Origin of the sequence: Microbacterium meiriae (genome assembly GCF_040685015.1) — a bacterium.
Lineage (GTDB): Bacteria > Actinomycetota > Actinomycetes > Actinomycetales > Microbacteriaceae > Microbacterium > Microbacterium meiriae.
The window spans coordinates 585,316-598,375 of the sequence record NZ_JBFBHD010000002.1 but is presented as its reverse complement, the minus strand read 5'-3'; the positions used below and the strand labels follow the sequence as shown (position 1 = coordinate 598,375).

At 69.6% G+C, this 13,060-nt stretch carries 13 protein-coding genes and 1 pseudogene; 10 read left to right on the top strand and 4 right to left on the bottom strand.

Annotation, left to right across the window (positions count from 1 at the left end; all coding sequences use genetic code 11):
• Window positions 1-84: 84 nt before the first annotated feature.
• The 5 genes and pseudogenes from AB0N68_RS11405 (at window position 85) to AB0N68_RS11385 (ending at window position 4,171) form a co-directional block, all read left to right on the top strand.
• Entirely contained in the window at window positions 85-1,848 is a 1,764-nt protein-coding gene (locus AB0N68_RS11405) for a DUF5979 domain-containing protein (protein WP_280566278.1), read from the top strand.
• Window positions 1,849-1,995: 147 nt separating this feature from the next.
• Complete coding sequence (locus AB0N68_RS11400) at window positions 1,996-2,502, top strand: hypothetical protein (protein ID WP_280566276.1); 507 nt, start codon at window positions 1,996-1,998, stop codon at window positions 2,500-2,502.
• 89 nt (window positions 2,503-2,591) lie between these two features.
• A pseudogene (locus AB0N68_RS11395) lies at window positions 2,592-2,969 on the top strand (globin domain-containing protein); the annotation flags it as partial.
• On the top strand, window positions 2,955-3,806 hold the full coding sequence (locus AB0N68_RS11390; protein WP_311198677.1) for a ferredoxin reductase domain-containing protein: 852 nt from the start codon (window positions 2,955-2,957) through the stop codon (window positions 3,804-3,806). The pseudogene AB0N68_RS11395 and the gene AB0N68_RS11390, both read left to right, overlap by 15 nt.
• 104 nt (window positions 3,807-3,910) lie before the next feature.
• Window positions 3,911-4,171: a DUF6458 family protein gene (locus tag AB0N68_RS11385; protein ID WP_187664041.1), complete on the top strand. Its 261-nt coding sequence runs from the start codon at window positions 3,911-3,913 to the stop codon at window positions 4,169-4,171.
• 53 nt (window positions 4,172-4,224) lie between these two features.
• On the opposite strand, the gene AB0N68_RS11380 is transcribed toward AB0N68_RS11385, so the two are convergent.
• Window positions 4,225-4,542 (bottom strand): DUF7882 family protein, encoded by a 318-nt coding sequence (locus AB0N68_RS11380; RefSeq protein WP_060921991.1) that lies wholly within the window; start codon window positions 4,540-4,542, stop codon window positions 4,225-4,227.
• Between the two features lie 184 nt (window positions 4,543-4,726).
• Window positions 4,727-5,641 carry a helix-turn-helix transcriptional regulator gene (locus AB0N68_RS11375; RefSeq protein WP_280566272.1) on the bottom strand — a complete coding sequence of 305 codons (915 nt, stop codon included), beginning with the start codon at window positions 5,639-5,641 and terminating at the stop codon, window positions 4,727-4,729.
• A gap of 134 nt (window positions 5,642-5,775) precedes the next feature.
• On the opposite strand from AB0N68_RS11375, the gene AB0N68_RS11370 reads away from it, so the two are divergent.
• The gene (locus AB0N68_RS11370; RefSeq protein WP_280566270.1) at window positions 5,776-6,675 is read left to right on the top strand and encodes an alpha/beta fold hydrolase; all 900 of its coding nucleotides are present in this window, start codon (window positions 5,776-5,778) and stop codon (window positions 6,673-6,675) included.
• On the opposite strand, the gene AB0N68_RS11365 is transcribed toward AB0N68_RS11370, so the two are convergent.
• The gene (locus tag AB0N68_RS11365; protein ID WP_025103414.1) at window positions 6,647-7,120 is read right to left on the bottom strand and encodes an Lrp/AsnC family transcriptional regulator; all 474 of its coding nucleotides are present in this window, start codon (window positions 7,118-7,120) and stop codon (window positions 6,647-6,649) included. The genes AB0N68_RS11370 and AB0N68_RS11365 overlap by 29 nt on opposite strands.
• Window positions 7,121-7,291: 171 nt before the next feature.
• Between AB0N68_RS11365 and pdhA the strand changes: the two genes are divergently transcribed.
• From pdhA to AB0N68_RS11350, 3 genes are read left to right on the top strand one after another with little or no spacing between them, the layout of a single operon-like run.
• Window positions 7,292-8,407, top strand: a complete 1,116-nt coding sequence (gene pdhA / locus AB0N68_RS11360) for a pyruvate dehydrogenase (acetyl-transferring) E1 component subunit alpha (RefSeq protein WP_280566342.1) — start codon at window positions 7,292-7,294, stop codon at window positions 8,405-8,407.
• A gap of 2 nt (window positions 8,408-8,409) precedes the next feature.
• Entirely contained in the window at window positions 8,410-9,420 is a 1,011-nt protein-coding gene (locus AB0N68_RS11355) for an alpha-ketoacid dehydrogenase subunit beta (protein ID WP_280566268.1), read from the top strand.
• Window positions 9,417-10,796 carry a dihydrolipoamide acetyltransferase family protein gene (locus tag AB0N68_RS11350; RefSeq protein WP_280566266.1) on the top strand — a complete coding sequence of 460 codons (1,380 nt, stop codon included), beginning with the start codon at window positions 9,417-9,419 and terminating at the stop codon, window positions 10,794-10,796. Before AB0N68_RS11355 ends, AB0N68_RS11350 begins: the two co-directional genes overlap by 4 nt.
• Here AB0N68_RS11350 and AB0N68_RS11345 read toward each other — a convergent pair.
• Entirely contained in the window at window positions 10,789-11,391 is a 603-nt protein-coding gene (locus AB0N68_RS11345; protein ID WP_280566264.1) for a TetR/AcrR family transcriptional regulator, read from the bottom strand. The genes AB0N68_RS11350 and AB0N68_RS11345 overlap by 8 nt on opposite strands.
• 112 nt (window positions 11,392-11,503) lie before the next feature.
• Here AB0N68_RS11345 and AB0N68_RS11340 point away from each other — a divergent pair, with 112 nt between their 5' ends.
• Window positions 11,504-13,057, top strand: coding sequence for a carboxyl transferase domain-containing protein (locus AB0N68_RS11340; RefSeq protein ID WP_259951544.1), 1,554 nt, complete (start codon window positions 11,504-11,506; stop codon window positions 13,055-13,057).
• Window positions 13,058-13,060 lie beyond the last annotated feature (3 nt).

The window sequence follows — 13,060 nt, the reverse complement described above, 5'->3', positions numbered from 1 at the left end:
CATCGATCATCTGGGGAGTCGAAAGTGCCAGTCATTCAGCATGCAATCAGATCGGGCGCGCGGGGAACGCGCCTGACGACGTTCGTGGGTGCTCTGCTCGCGATCTGTCTGGCGGCCCTGGCGGCCGTCATCGCGACGCCGGCCACGGCCCGCGCTGCGGAGGTCGCGGGGATCACCTCGTTGACCATCACCGAACCCACCGACCAGATCAAGGTCTGGGACCGGATCGCGTTCGAAGCGACCTGGGCAGTGCCGGACACGGCGACCGCGGGAGACACGTTCCGCCTCGCCTTTCCGACGAGCCCGAGCCTGACCGGGGTGCGGGATTCCTTCGCCCTGACGGCGCCGGATGGCCAGACCGTCGGAACGTGCGAGGTGTCGACCGGTGAGCTCGTGTGCACGCTCACGGACTACGTCGACAGCCACACCGACGTCAGCGGCACCCTGCACTTCCGTGCCAGGGCAGACGAGGAGACCACGCTGACGGAGATCCCGTTCACGACGGGCGGCGGAACCGTCGTCCCGGTCGACGTCCCCGGCGGGATCGGACCGGTCCCGGAGTTCCCGGCGCCGTCGACCCCGACCAAGTGGGGCGACGTGACGCTCGATGGTCGGAACATCGCGTGGGGCGTGAACATCCCGTCCTCCGCGCTGGCCGGGGAGGCCCCGACGCTCACCGACAGGTTCACAGCCGGCCTCGTGCTCGATCCCGCGTCCGTCACCGTGGCGTACGTGCTCGCGAAGGACTGGGCGGGAGGCAAGTACACCGTGTCGACGGCGCTGCAGTCGGGCAGCGATTTCACCGTCACGGAGGTCAGCTCCGAGTCGTTCACGGTGACGGTGGACGCGCCGATCGTCGCCGACGCGATTTACGTGCTCCGCTACAAGACGGCACTGCCCACTGACGTCCGTCCCGGTGATGCGTTCCACAACACCGTGACCGGCTCCCGGTGGGTCACCGAGAGCACACCGGTCATCTACTCCCAGGGCGGGGGAGATGGCGAAGGGGTGCTCCCGGTCGGCGGGTTCACCGTGACCAAGGAGGTCAGTGGTTCCGGCGCGGCTCTGGTGCCCGACGACCGCGAGTTCCGGGTGGCCTACTCGTATCAGCGTGCAGGACAGGCGGTGGAGGGCGAGCTCGCCTTGCGGTCCGGGCAGACCGATGGCCTGAAGGATCTGCCGGCAGGCACGGTCGTCACCCTGTCTGAGGTCACGCCTGCGGACGTCGACGGCGTGACCTGGCAGGCGCCGGTCTTCTCCGGCACCGATGTGGCGATCACCGATGGCGGCGCGACCGTCACCATCGCACGGGGCACGACAGTCGCGGTGACGCTCACCAACCCGACGACGGTCACGCCGCCGCCGGTCGGGGGCTTCACGGTGACCAAGAAGGTCACGGGGGCGGGGGCCTCCCTCGTTCCTGCGCACCAGACCTTCACCGTGGAGTACTCGTACGAGCTCGCGGGGCATTCCGTCACCGGTGAACTCGCGCTCCGTGCCGGCGAGAGCGAGGGACTCGCGGATCTGCCGGCGGGAACGGTCGTCACGCTCCGCGAGAAGGCGCCGATCGCCGTGGAGGGCGTCACGTGGAAGAGCCCGCACTTCACCGGCGCAGGAGTCGACGTCGGCGACGACGGCGCGACGCTCACGATCTCCGAAGACGCGACGCTCGGGGTGGTCCTCACCAATGGGACCGCCGTCACTCCGCCGCCCCCTCCGGGTGGTGAGCTCGCCTTGACCGGATCCGAGGGACCCGCCGGCCCGTTCGCCCTGGGAGCGCTGCTGCTGCTTGCGGGACTGACAGCGCTCGGCGTCCGCCATCGGGTGGCGGGTCGCGTCGGTGATTGAGGACTAGGAGAGGCCAGGCAGATCGATCGCGCGACGACTTCTTCGTCGTCGCGTGATCGATCGTGCCATTCGGCGTCTAGTGGTCGTCGAGGAGTTTCCCTCGACGACCACGCCGACGCCGCAGCGCGTCGGAGAAAGGCATCTCTCATGACCAAGACGCTCATTGCCCGTGCCTCTGCCGCCCTCGGCGTCGCGGCCGCTCTTTCGCTCGGTGGAGCGACGCTCGCTCCCGCCGCTCACGCGGAGGCGACACCTGCGGACCCGGCCGTGTCGAAGCCGCTGAGCACGGGCGTGCTCGCGCAGCGCGTCGGGCCTGCCTGTCTCTACTTCCAGTACACGTTCAACATGAGCCCGACCGATCCCCAGGTGGGGGACACCGTGACGTACACCATGCAGTTCCTCAACAACGGCGAGGTGGACTCCACGAAGAGCGCGCTCACGTTCCGCCTGGACGGCCTCCTCGACGACTCGACCTGGGCAGCGTCGACGCTGGAAGCGACCTCCGGCCGCCCTTCCGCGGCGGAGAACGCCGTCACGTGGAACGGGCCGCTCGACGCCGGAGACGATGTCGTGCTGCGCTTCACCGGCGTGTGGACGGGCGAAGGCGATGGACTCGCGTTCCCGCGGGTCGAGTCCTACGGCTACGTGAGGTGAAAGCGGGGCGGAGTCCTGTTTTCCACGGTATCCGCGGCGACGTGGCGCGCTCGTCGTCGAGAGGCTGAACGGACACCGACCGAAAGGCAGCCATGCAGCTCTCCACGGATTCCGAAGCCATCGTCCGCGCCACCGCCGGCGTCGTCGCCTCACACGCCGACGAGATCACCACCCTGTTCTATCGGCGCATGTTCGAGGCGCATCCGGAGCTGTTGAACGTCTTCAACCGCGCGCATCAGGCGCAGGGCGATCAGCCCAAGGCACTGGCGGCGTCCGTCGTGGCGTTCGCCGTCCACCTCATCGATCCCGACGCGCCGGACTTCTCCCCGGTGATGCGACGTATCGCCCACCGCCACGTCTCGCTGGGGGTGTCGGCCCGTCAGTACACGATCGTGGGCCGCTATCTCCTGGCCGCCGTCGATGAGGTCCTCGGCGAGGCGGTCACACCGGCGGTGCACGCCGCGTGGGATGAGGTGTACTGGCTCTTCGGCTGCTCGCTCATCGCGGAGGAGGCGCGGCTCTACGCGGAGGCGGGCACAGACCCGGACCACCCGTGGCGGCCGCACCGCGTCATCGAGCGGGTGGAGGAGGCCCGTGACGTCATCTCCCTCGTCCTGGAGCCGGTGGACGGTCAGCGGGCGCCCCATCGGACCGGGCAGTACGTGGCCGTCGCCGTCGACCTCCCGGACGGCACGCGCCAGCCCCGGCAGTACACGATCTCCTCGTCTGCACCCGGGGCAGCGCTGCGCGTCACCGTGAAGCGTGTGCGTGGTGTGGACGGCGCACCGGACGGTCAGGTGTCGACCTGGCTGCACGAGAACGCGCAGGTCGGTACGGTACTCGATGTCTCCCAGCCCGCCGGCGACCTGCTCCTCGACGACTCCGATGACGCGCTGGTCCTGATCTCGGCGGGAATCGGCATCACTCCCGTCGCGGCGATGGTGGACGACCTCGCACAGCGGCGTCCCGACCGGCCGGTGCACCTGTTCCATGTGGACCGGGAGCCGGACACGCACGCCCTCGTCTCTGCCGTGCGCGGTCGTGCGCAGCATCTGAGCGACGTCCGCGCCCTGACCTGGTACACCGCGGGCGTGGAGGAGGGGCCGTCGGTGCGGTCCGGCCGGATGGATCTCGCCGGCATCGACCTTCCGCCGACGGCACGCGTCTTCCTCTGCGGGCCGCTGTCGTTCATGCAAGCCGTTCGGGGCGCACTGACGGCCCGCGGGATCGAGCCGGACCGTATCGACTACGAGGTCTTCGGCCCTGACCTCTGGGCTCGGCGCCCGGAGTCCGGCGCGGCCTGAGAGTCCCGGAGACCTGAGCGTGGCCGTGTCAAGCCCCTCCTCGACGCCACGAGGTGCTGCCATGCTCCCCGAGAGCGGCACCGCGCCGCGGAACGGGAGAGACAATGAGCATCGGCAGCGGAATCGCGCTCTTCGTCATCGGAGCGATCCTCGTGTTCGCGATCAACGTCGACGTGCCGTGGGTCAACCTGGACATGGTCGGCTACATCCTCATGGGTGCCGGCGTGATCATCTTCCTCATCGGCATCGTGCTGCTCGCCCGCCGACGTCGCACGGAGACCGTGTCGCGCACGTACGTCGACCCGGCGACGGGGGAGCCCACGACCCGGCGTTCGGTCAGCTCCAGTTCGGACGAGGGCCTCTGAGCTGACTCATTCGGAAACGAGAAGGGCCGCGGGGAAACCCGCGGCCCTTCTCGTCAGACGACGTCTGCGCCTTCGAGATGTTCCTCGACGAGGGTGATGCCTCCGCTCGAGTTCGCGGAGTGCGCGAGTTCCTCGATCCAGCGACGGCTCAGCTCGGGCGTCTCGGCCTCGTCGAAGACGAACCGGAGCGGGATGGACGGGTGCAGCCACAGCGTGGAGCGGCCGGGGGCGTCGCCCTCGGGGTGGCGCCAGGAGAGGGTGAAGCTCTCGTTGCGCCGCAGCTTGGTGGCGATGACGACCTTGAGGTGCGCGAGTGCGCGGTCTTCGATCTGGATCGGCGTCTGGGTGTCGCCGTAGTACAGGCTGCCCATCGTCAGCCGACCTTCGCGCGGGAGGCGGGGGTGTTCATGGCGCTCCTTCGGAACGTGCAGGGGGAAGACGGCAGACCGCTCCCGGGGATACTTGGACTCTACCCAATTTGCGCACGACATCGTGCGCATCGCCGGGACTCGCCGTCGGGCGCGAACAGAGTATGCGCGCGGTGTCAGTCCGGCGTCACAGGGCCGCCAGGACGGGCGGATTCCCGTACGCCTCGCGATAGGCGATGGCAAACCGGGAGACATTGCTGAAACCCCATCGGCGGGCGACGGCCGACACGGAGGCTCCCTTGCCCTGTCGCAGATCCCGATGCGCGCCATCGAGCCGAGCACGCCTCAGGGCCTCGTTCGGTGTGATGTCGAGTGCGCGGCGGAACGCATACTGCAGGCCACGCGTGGACATGTACGCGGCCGCGGCGACGTCGTCGACCGTGATCGGCAGATGTGCGTTGTCCTCGATGTACGCGAGGGCACGACGCACCGAGGCCGGTGCCGCAGAGCGCTGCGCGGGACGGTGCAGCGACTCGCTGAACGTGGTGGGGAACGCCGACATCGTCAGCAGGAGGGCGTGGCGTTCGAGTTCTGCGGCGATGAGAGGGGCGGCGCCGTCCGGTCCGAACGAGCCGTCGATATAGGAGAACATCTGCTCCCACCGCGCTCCGTCCTCCCGCGTATGCGGAGCGAGCCCGGTGGCCCGGAGCTCGAGGCGGTCGTCGCCGGTGATCTGCCTGATCGAGTCGCGCGCTGCGGTCCGATCGAACACGAGGGCCCGGACCCGGGCCACCTGATTCCATTTCGCTTCCACGCGGACGCCGTCCGTCAGCCACGGCTGGGCGGCGTCCAGTCCCTGCCGCCCCGACCAGATCCGGGCATCGGCGGCATCCACGCGGCACACCAACAGCTGATCCTCGGGCTCGGCGCGGGAGTGCACCTGGGCGGCGAGCTGGTAACGGACCAGCGACATCGAGGGTGCCTCCACCGAGCGCCAATCGAAGCGGAACCGGCGCGGGTCCACGTCCTGCAGGGTCGCCGAGGGCACGAATTGCTGCCAGGTGGTCTCCACCTGCTCGATGTCCGTGGATGTGAACTGCACCGACACTCCTTGCTGCGCCCTCTTCCGGGCGGCCGGGGCTTCTTGGACAGTAGCCCATGCCACTGACAGCACGGTGGGGATGCTCCGCGGGCCCGCGGGCGGGCCGCGCGGTCGGGGCCTCGTAGACTCGGATCATGAGTGTGCCTTCCCCGTATGCGGAGCGATTGAGCCGGATTCCGGTGCAGCGCCATGAGGTGGAGGTCCGCGGCGGATCGACGGCGTACTGGGCGTACGGTCCGGACGACGCCGAGACGACCGTCATCGCGGTCCACGGCTTCCGGGGCGAGCACCACGGTCTCGAGTCTGTCCTGGCGTTCCTGCCCGAACTCCGGGTGCTGGCTCCCGACCTCCCGGGATTCGGGGAGTCCGCGCCGTTGCCCGGTCGCCGCCACGATCTGGCGGAGTACGCGGGATGGCTCACCGAGTTCACGGCGGCCACGGCACCCGGTGCCGTGATCCTCGGCCATTCGTTCGGTTCCATCGTGACCGCCGCCGCCGTCGCCGGAGGGCTGAAGACCCCGCGGCTGATCCTCGTGAACCCCATCGGCGCGCCCGCGCTGGAGGGACCGAAGGGCATCATGACCCGACTGGCGGTGCTGTACTACGCTCTCGGTGCCAAGCTTCCGCCGCGGATCGGCACCGCGCTCCTGCGCAACCGGGTGATCGTCCGTGTCATGAGCGTGACCATGGCGAAGACGCGGGATCCGGAGCTGCGTCGCTTCATCCACGACCAGCACGACACCTACTTCTCGCGGTTCTCCGACCGGGAGGTCCTGCACGACGCGTTCGTCGCGAGCGTCTCCCACGACGTCAGGGAGTTCGCGCCGTCGATCGACGTTCCCACGCTCCTGATCGCCGCCCAGAAGGACGACATCACCCCGATCGAGGCGGAGCGCGCGCTGGTCACTCTCTTCCCGGACGCGTCCCTCGTCGAGATCGCGCACGTGGGTCACCTGATCCACTACGAGACCCCGGCCGAGGCAGCCGGAGCGGTCCGTCGGTTCCTCAGGATTCCCGTCGCGCGAGGCCGATGAGTCCGGCCACCCGGAACGGGATCACCTCGCCCATCGCGAGCGAGGTCTCCGTGCGCTCCACGCCCTCGATCGAGAGGATCCGGGCGTCCGTGTCGAACAGGTGACGCGCGTCGCGGCATGCCACGCGCGCCAACAGGTCGATGGAGCCGCTCAGGCCGTGCGCCTGGACGACCTCCGGGATGCGCGCGAGCTCGTTGATGATCCGGGGAAGCTCGGTCTGGCGGACGCCGATGCTGACGAACGCCTGCAGCGGGAACCCCAGGACATCGGGGGAGAAGGCGCGCTCGTAGGAGAGGAACACGCCGCTCTGCTCCAACCGCGCCATCCGCGCCTGGATGGTGTTCCGCGACAGGCTCATGCGCTCGGCGAGAGCGACGATGGTCACGCGCGGGTCGTCGGCGAGCGCGGCGAGAAGCTCCAGGTCGATCCGGTCCAGTCCAGGCATAGTGCCAAACCCTAGCAGCACGCGACCGGAGAAAAATGAGCAACATGCTCAATCCAGACTGAGTTGCTTGAGCGAGGTGTTCACCGGACGTACCCTCAGACCATGCCGGTGATGACGCCGGCACCATTGCGCGTCGCCCCACGAGGGCCGCCAGGGACGAGGAGGACGATGATGTCGCCGCAGACCACCCCCATTGCGGACACCGCCCAGGATCTGGAGCTGTCGGAGCGCATCCTCGCTCCGGACGGAACCCGTGTCGCCAACGACCGCCTCGACCCGTTCGTCACCGATGTCGACGCCGCGCAGCTGCGGGCACTGCACCGCGACATGGTCATCCTCCGCCGCATCGATGCCGAGGGCGTGGCCCTGCAGCGTCAGGGGCAGCTGGGACTCTGGGCGCCGTGCCAGGGCCAGGAAGCCACGCAGATCGGTACGGCCAGGGCGCTCGATCCGCAGGACTACGTCTTCCCGAGCTACCGGGAGACCGGCGTGATCTACGCGCGCGGCGCGCAGCCGGGGGACTACGTGCGGATGTGGCGCGGTGAAGAGGGGGCGGCCTACGATCCCGCCGCCCTCCGCGTCGCTCCGTTGCAGATCATCATCGGCGCCCAGACCCTGCACGCGGTCGGGTACGCGCTCGGCATCCAGCATGAGAAGGCATCGGAGGTCGCCGTGACCTACTTCGGTGATGGGGCGACCAGCCAGGGGGATGTGAACGAGGCGATGATCTTCGCCGCGTCGTATCAGGCGCCGGTCGTCTTCGTCTGTCAGAACAACCACTGGGCCATCTCCGAGCCGGTCGCCGTGCAGTCGCAGTATCCGATCGCCGGGCGCGCGCCCGGGTTCGGGATCCCGAGCCTCCGTGTGGACGGGAACGACGTCCTCGCCTGCCTGGCGGCGATGCGCTGGGCGTTGGACCACGCGCGCTCCGGGAAGGGCCCGGCCTACATCGAGGCCGTGACATATCGGATGGGCCCGCATACCACCGCGGACGACCCCACCCGGTACCGGGACGAGGCCGAGCTGGAGTCCTGGCGCCGCCGCGACCCCATCACGCGACTGGAGGCGTACCTCCGTGCGACCGGGGACCTCACCGAGGAGCATCTCGCCGAGACGCAGGCGGCTGCGGACGCGGTCGCCAAGGAGATGCGCGCGACCTGCCTCGGCATGGGCACCCGTCCGCCGCTGGCGGTGTTCGACGGCGTCTATGCCGAGCCGCACACGGGCCTGGAACGGCAGCGCGACGAGTACGCGGCATACCTCGCGTCGTTCGAGGGCGAGGCGTGACCATGACCGAACTCACTCTCGGCAAGGCGCTGGGCGCCGGCCTCCGTCAGGCGATGCGCGACGACGAGAAGGTGGTGCTCCTGGGCGAGGACATCGGCAAGCTCGGCGGCGTCTTCCGGATCACCGACGGCCTCCTCGACGAGTTCGGGGCGGCCAGGGTCATCGACACACCGCTCGCGGAGTCCGGGATCGTCGGCACGGCCGTCGGTCTCGCGTTCCGCGGCTACCGCCCGGTCGTCGAGATCCAGTTCGACGGGTTCGTCTACCCCGCCTTCGACCAGATCGTCTCGCAGGTCGCCAAGCTGCACTACCGCACCCAGGGGCGGGTGAAGATGCCGATCACGATCCGGATCCCGTGGGCCGGCGGAATCGGTGCCGCCGAGCATCATTCGGAGTCGCCGGAGGCCTACTTCGCCCACACGGCGGGCCTCCGTGTCGTCGCCGTCTCGAACCCGGAGGACGCCTATCGGAGCCTCCGGCAGGCGATCGCGTCGGACGACCCCGTCGTGTTCTTCGAGCCGAAGCGGCTCTATCACCACAAGGGCGAGGTCGACCTCGAGGCACCGCTCGCGGATGCGCCGCCGATGGGACTCGCCCGGGTCGTGCGCTCCGGTACGGACGTCACGGTCCTCACCTACGGAGCCATGGTGAGCACCGCGCTGCAGGCGGCGGAGGCCGCGGAAGACGAGGGCGTCGCCCTGGAGGTCATCGACCTGCGATCGCTCTCTCCGGTGGACTACGACTCCATCGCCGCCTCGGTGCGGAAGACCGGGCGTGTGATCGTGGCGCATGAGGCCTCCCGGGAAGCCGGCCTCGCCGCGGAGGTCATCGCGAGCGTGACCGAGCTCTGCTTCGAGTACCTCGAATCCCCTCCGCTGCGGGTCACCGGGCATGACGTGCCGTACCCGCCTGCCAAGCTCGAGAAGTACCACCTGCCGGATCTCGACCGGATCCTCGATGCGGTCGATCGCGTGATGGATCGCCCGCACAGCCTGACGGGAGCGGACGCATGATCGCCGAATTCCGTCTCCCCGACCTCGGCGAAGGACTCACCGAGGCGGAGGTCGTGCAGTGGCTCGTCGCGCCGGGCGACAGCGTCGCGCTGAATCAGACCCTCGCGGAGGTCGAGACGGCCAAGGCCGTCGTCGAGCTGCCGTCGCCCTATGAAGGCACGGTGTCGACCCTGCACGCGGACGCGGGAGAGACCGTCGCCGTGGGAGCACCGCTGATCGCCTTCGACATCGAGGCGGACGATCCTCCGGCGGCGCCGTCCGGTGGCGAGGAGGAGGCCTCCGCGGAGAAGGCGCAGCCGAACCTCGTGGGCTACGGAGCCGCCCCGACATCGAGTGGACGCCCCGCGCGCCGGGCGCGGCGCCGGAGTGCCGCCCAGGTGGCCTCGGCGGCCGACACCGCCGTTCTCGAGGCAGCGCCGCACGACGCGACGCCATCGGTCGCGGTCGAGCCCGTTCTGGAGCGACCACGGTCCACCCCTCCGGTGCGCGCCTACGCCAAGCGACGGGGCGTCGACCTCGTCCTCGTCGCCGCGGAAGTCGGTGACCGCGTGATCACGAGGGCAGACGTGGATGCGTACGCGGAGCGTGTCGGAGCGGAGCCGTCACGGCCCGCCGGGACGCCTGAGCGCGAGACCACCGCGGCATCCGGAACCCTTCCGCGCGCGGAGGGGAGGCCGCGGGAGACGCGCGTCCCGATCCGCGGGGTCCGCAAGCACACGGCAGCGGCGATGGTGCAGAGCGCGTTCACCGCCCCGCACGTCACGGTCTTCCACACGGTCGATGTGACCGCGACCATGGAGATGCTTGCACGTCTCCGCGAGGACCGAGCGCTTGCGGAACACCGGATCGGCCCACTCGCCGTCGTCGCGAAGGCCGTCTGTCTCGCTCTGCGCCGTGCTCCGGGCCTGAACGCGCGGTGGGACGAGGAGTCCGGGGAGATCGTCGAGTACGGCTTCGTCGACCTGGGCATCGCCGCCGCGACCGAGCGTGGTCTCATCGTGCCGATGATCCGGGACGCGGAGCGGATGAATCTGGTGGAGCTGTCCGCAGCGATCCGTGCCCTCGCGGAGACCGCGCGTGCGGGAAAGACCTCGCCGGCCGAACTCGCCGGAGGCACGTTCTCGCTGTCGAACATCGGGGTGTTCGGGGTGGACGCCGGAACACCGATCCTTCCGCCAGGGCAGTCCGGGATCCTTGCGGTCGGCGCGGTGCGGCGGCAGCCGTGGGAGTACCGCGGTGAGATCGCACTCCGTCAGCTCATGACGCTGAGTCTGTCCTTCGATCATCGCCTCGTCGACGGGGCCGAGGGCGCGACGTTCCTCAAGGACGTGGCCGACATCCTCGAGGATCCGGGACGGGCGATGCTGCTCAGCTAGCGGCGCGCAGCGCAGCCTCGGCCATCGCGACCAGCACGGTCGCGGTGGCCGTGTGCCGTCTCGTCGCGGCCCGCGTGCTGTGCGGGGTCGAGTTGATGAGACCGAAGCATGCCTGCACGCGCAACCGTAGCTCGTCGCGCTCGAGCGGCTTCGGACGCTCGAGCGCGGCGAGTGCGTCCATCCAGAGCTCGATATAGGCGCGTTGCAACCGGCGGACCTCGGCGCGATCGTCCTCGTCGAGGAAGGCGAGATCGCGATCCTGCACCTGGATGACCTCGGCGTTGCCGAGCGCGAACTCCACATGGAAGCGGATGAGCCCGCGCATGCGCTCGTCGGGTGCGCTCGTCTCCTCGGACTCGCGTCGTCCGCCCGCGACGAGGTCCTGGCTGACCTTCACCAGGACCGCTCCCAGAAGGGCCTGCTTCCCGGCGAAGTGGCGGTACACCGCGGGCCCGGACACACCGACGGCGGCGCCGATGTCCTCCAGGCTCACCCCGCTGTACCCGCGCGCGGCGAAGAGCCGGGCCGCGGCATGCAGAAGGGCGTCGGAGCGTTCTGCCTTGGCGCGGTCACGGGCGGTGGCGGGGCTTGTCATCTCAGTTAATCCTCGCTAACCTGAATCAACGGGTTAGTGAACACTAACCGAGAATGCATGCAGCGCGCCAGGTTCCCCGCCCGGCGCGACGTGGGTCGAGGAGGACGTCACGATGCCGGCAACCCAGGAAGCGCTCGCCCAGCGGCTCCGTGACCGTCTCGCGACCGCAGCGCAGGGTGGCCCCGCGGCCTCCCGCGAGCGACATGTCGCCCGCGGGAAGCTCCTCCCGCGCGACCGCGTCACCCGTCTCCTCGACGAGGACAGCCCGTTCCTCGAGATCGCCCCGCTCGCGGCCGACGGTCTGTACGGCGGGGAGGCGCCGGGGGCCGGTGTCATCGCCGGCATCGGCCTGGTCCACGGCCGGCACGTCATGGTCGTCTGCAACGACGCCACCGTGAAAGGCGGAACGTACTATCCGCTCACCGTGAAGAAGCACCTGCGGGCGCAGGAGATCGCCCTCGAGAACCGTCTGCCGTGCCTCTACCTCGTGGACTCGGGCGGCGCCTTCCTTCCTCGACAGGACGAGGTCTTCCCGGACCGCGAGCACTTCGGACGCATATTCTTCAACCAGGCCCGGCTGTCCGCGCAGGGAATACCGCAGCTCGCGGCGGTCCTCGGATCGTGTACGGCGGGTGGCGCCTACGTTCCCGCGATGAGCGACGAGACCGTCATCGTCCGCGGACAGGGCACGATCTTCCTCGGCGGGCCTCCTCTGGTGAAGGCTGCCATCGGCGAGATCGTCACGGCGGAGGAGCTCGGCGGAGGGGAGCTGCACGCCCGGCGCAGCGGCGTCGTGGATCACCTCGCCGACGACGACGAGCACGCGCTGGAGATCCTCCGCGACATCGTGGCCACGCTGCCGCCGCCGCTCGCCCCGGCCTGGAACGTCGGGGAGAGTCGCGCCCCGGCGGAGATCGGCTCCCTGTACGACGTGGTTCCCGTGGACGTCAACGCCGCGTACGACGTGCGCGAGGTGATCGCACGCCTCGTCGATGGCGACACATTCCATGAGTTCAAGGCCGAGTACGGCACCACACTGGTGACGGGTTTCGCGCGGCTGCACGGCCACCCCGTGGGCATCGTCGCGAACAACGGCGTGCTGTTCAGCGAGTCGGCGCTCAAGGGCGCGCACTTCATCGAGCTCTGCGATCAGCGCGGCATCCCACTGCTCTTCCTGCAGAACATCACCGGGTTCATGGTCGGCTCCGATGCGGAGGCGGGAGGGATCGCGAAGGACGGGGCCAAGATGGTCACGGCGGTGGCGACCACCCGGGTCCCCAAGCTCACCGTCATCATCGGCGGCTCCTTCGGGGCGGGCAACTACTCGATGTGCGGGCGCGCCTACTCGCCGCGATTCCTCTGGACCTGGCCGGCGAGCCGGATCTCGGTGATGGGCGGGCCTCAGGCCGCCTCGGTGCTCGCCACGGTGAAGGACGACCAGCTCGCGGCGCGCGGGGAGGCGTGGACCGCGGAGGAGCGTGCGGCGTTCGAAGAGCCGATCCGGGCGCAGTACGAGGAGCAGGGCGAACCTTACTACGCGACCGCGCGGCTGTGGGACGACGGCATCGTCGACCCGGAGCAGACCCGTGACCTCCTCGGTCTCGCCCTGGACGTCGTCGCCCGCAGCCCCCTGCCCGAGCCGCGCTTCGGCGTCTTCCGGATGTGAGCC

Bases quoted from the DNA above. Each gene is read 5' to 3' on its own strand.
- AB0N68_RS11400 (WP_280566276.1), top strand. From the start codon at position 1,996: ATGACCAAGACGCTCATTGCCCGTGCCTCTGCCGCCCTCGGCGTCGCG.
- AB0N68_RS11385 (WP_187664041.1), top strand. From the start codon at position 3,911: ATGAGCATCGGCAGCGGAATCGCGCTCTTCGTCATCGGAGCGATCCTC.
- AB0N68_RS11380 (WP_060921991.1), bottom strand. From the start codon at position 4,542: ATGGGCAGCCTGTACTACGGCGACACCCAGACGCCGATCCAGATCGAA.
- AB0N68_RS11370 (WP_280566270.1), top strand. From the start codon at position 5,776: ATGAGTGTGCCTTCCCCGTATGCGGAGCGATTGAGCCGGATTCCGGTG.
- AB0N68_RS11365 (WP_025103414.1), bottom strand. From the start codon at position 7,120: ATGCCTGGACTGGACCGGATCGACCTGGAGCTTCTCGCCGCGCTCGCC.
- pdhA (WP_280566342.1), top strand. From the start codon at position 7,292: ATGTCGCCGCAGACCACCCCCATTGCGGACACCGCCCAGGATCTGGAG.
- AB0N68_RS11355 (WP_280566268.1), top strand. From the start codon at position 8,410: ATGACCGAACTCACTCTCGGCAAGGCGCTGGGCGCCGGCCTCCGTCAG.
- AB0N68_RS11350 (WP_280566266.1), top strand. From the start codon at position 9,417: ATGATCGCCGAATTCCGTCTCCCCGACCTCGGCGAAGGACTCACCGAG.
- AB0N68_RS11345 (WP_280566264.1), bottom strand. From the start codon at position 11,391: ATGACAAGCCCCGCCACCGCCCGTGACCGCGCCAAGGCAGAACGCTCC.
- AB0N68_RS11340 (WP_259951544.1), top strand. From the start codon at position 11,504: ATGCCGGCAACCCAGGAAGCGCTCGCCCAGCGGCTCCGTGACCGTCTC.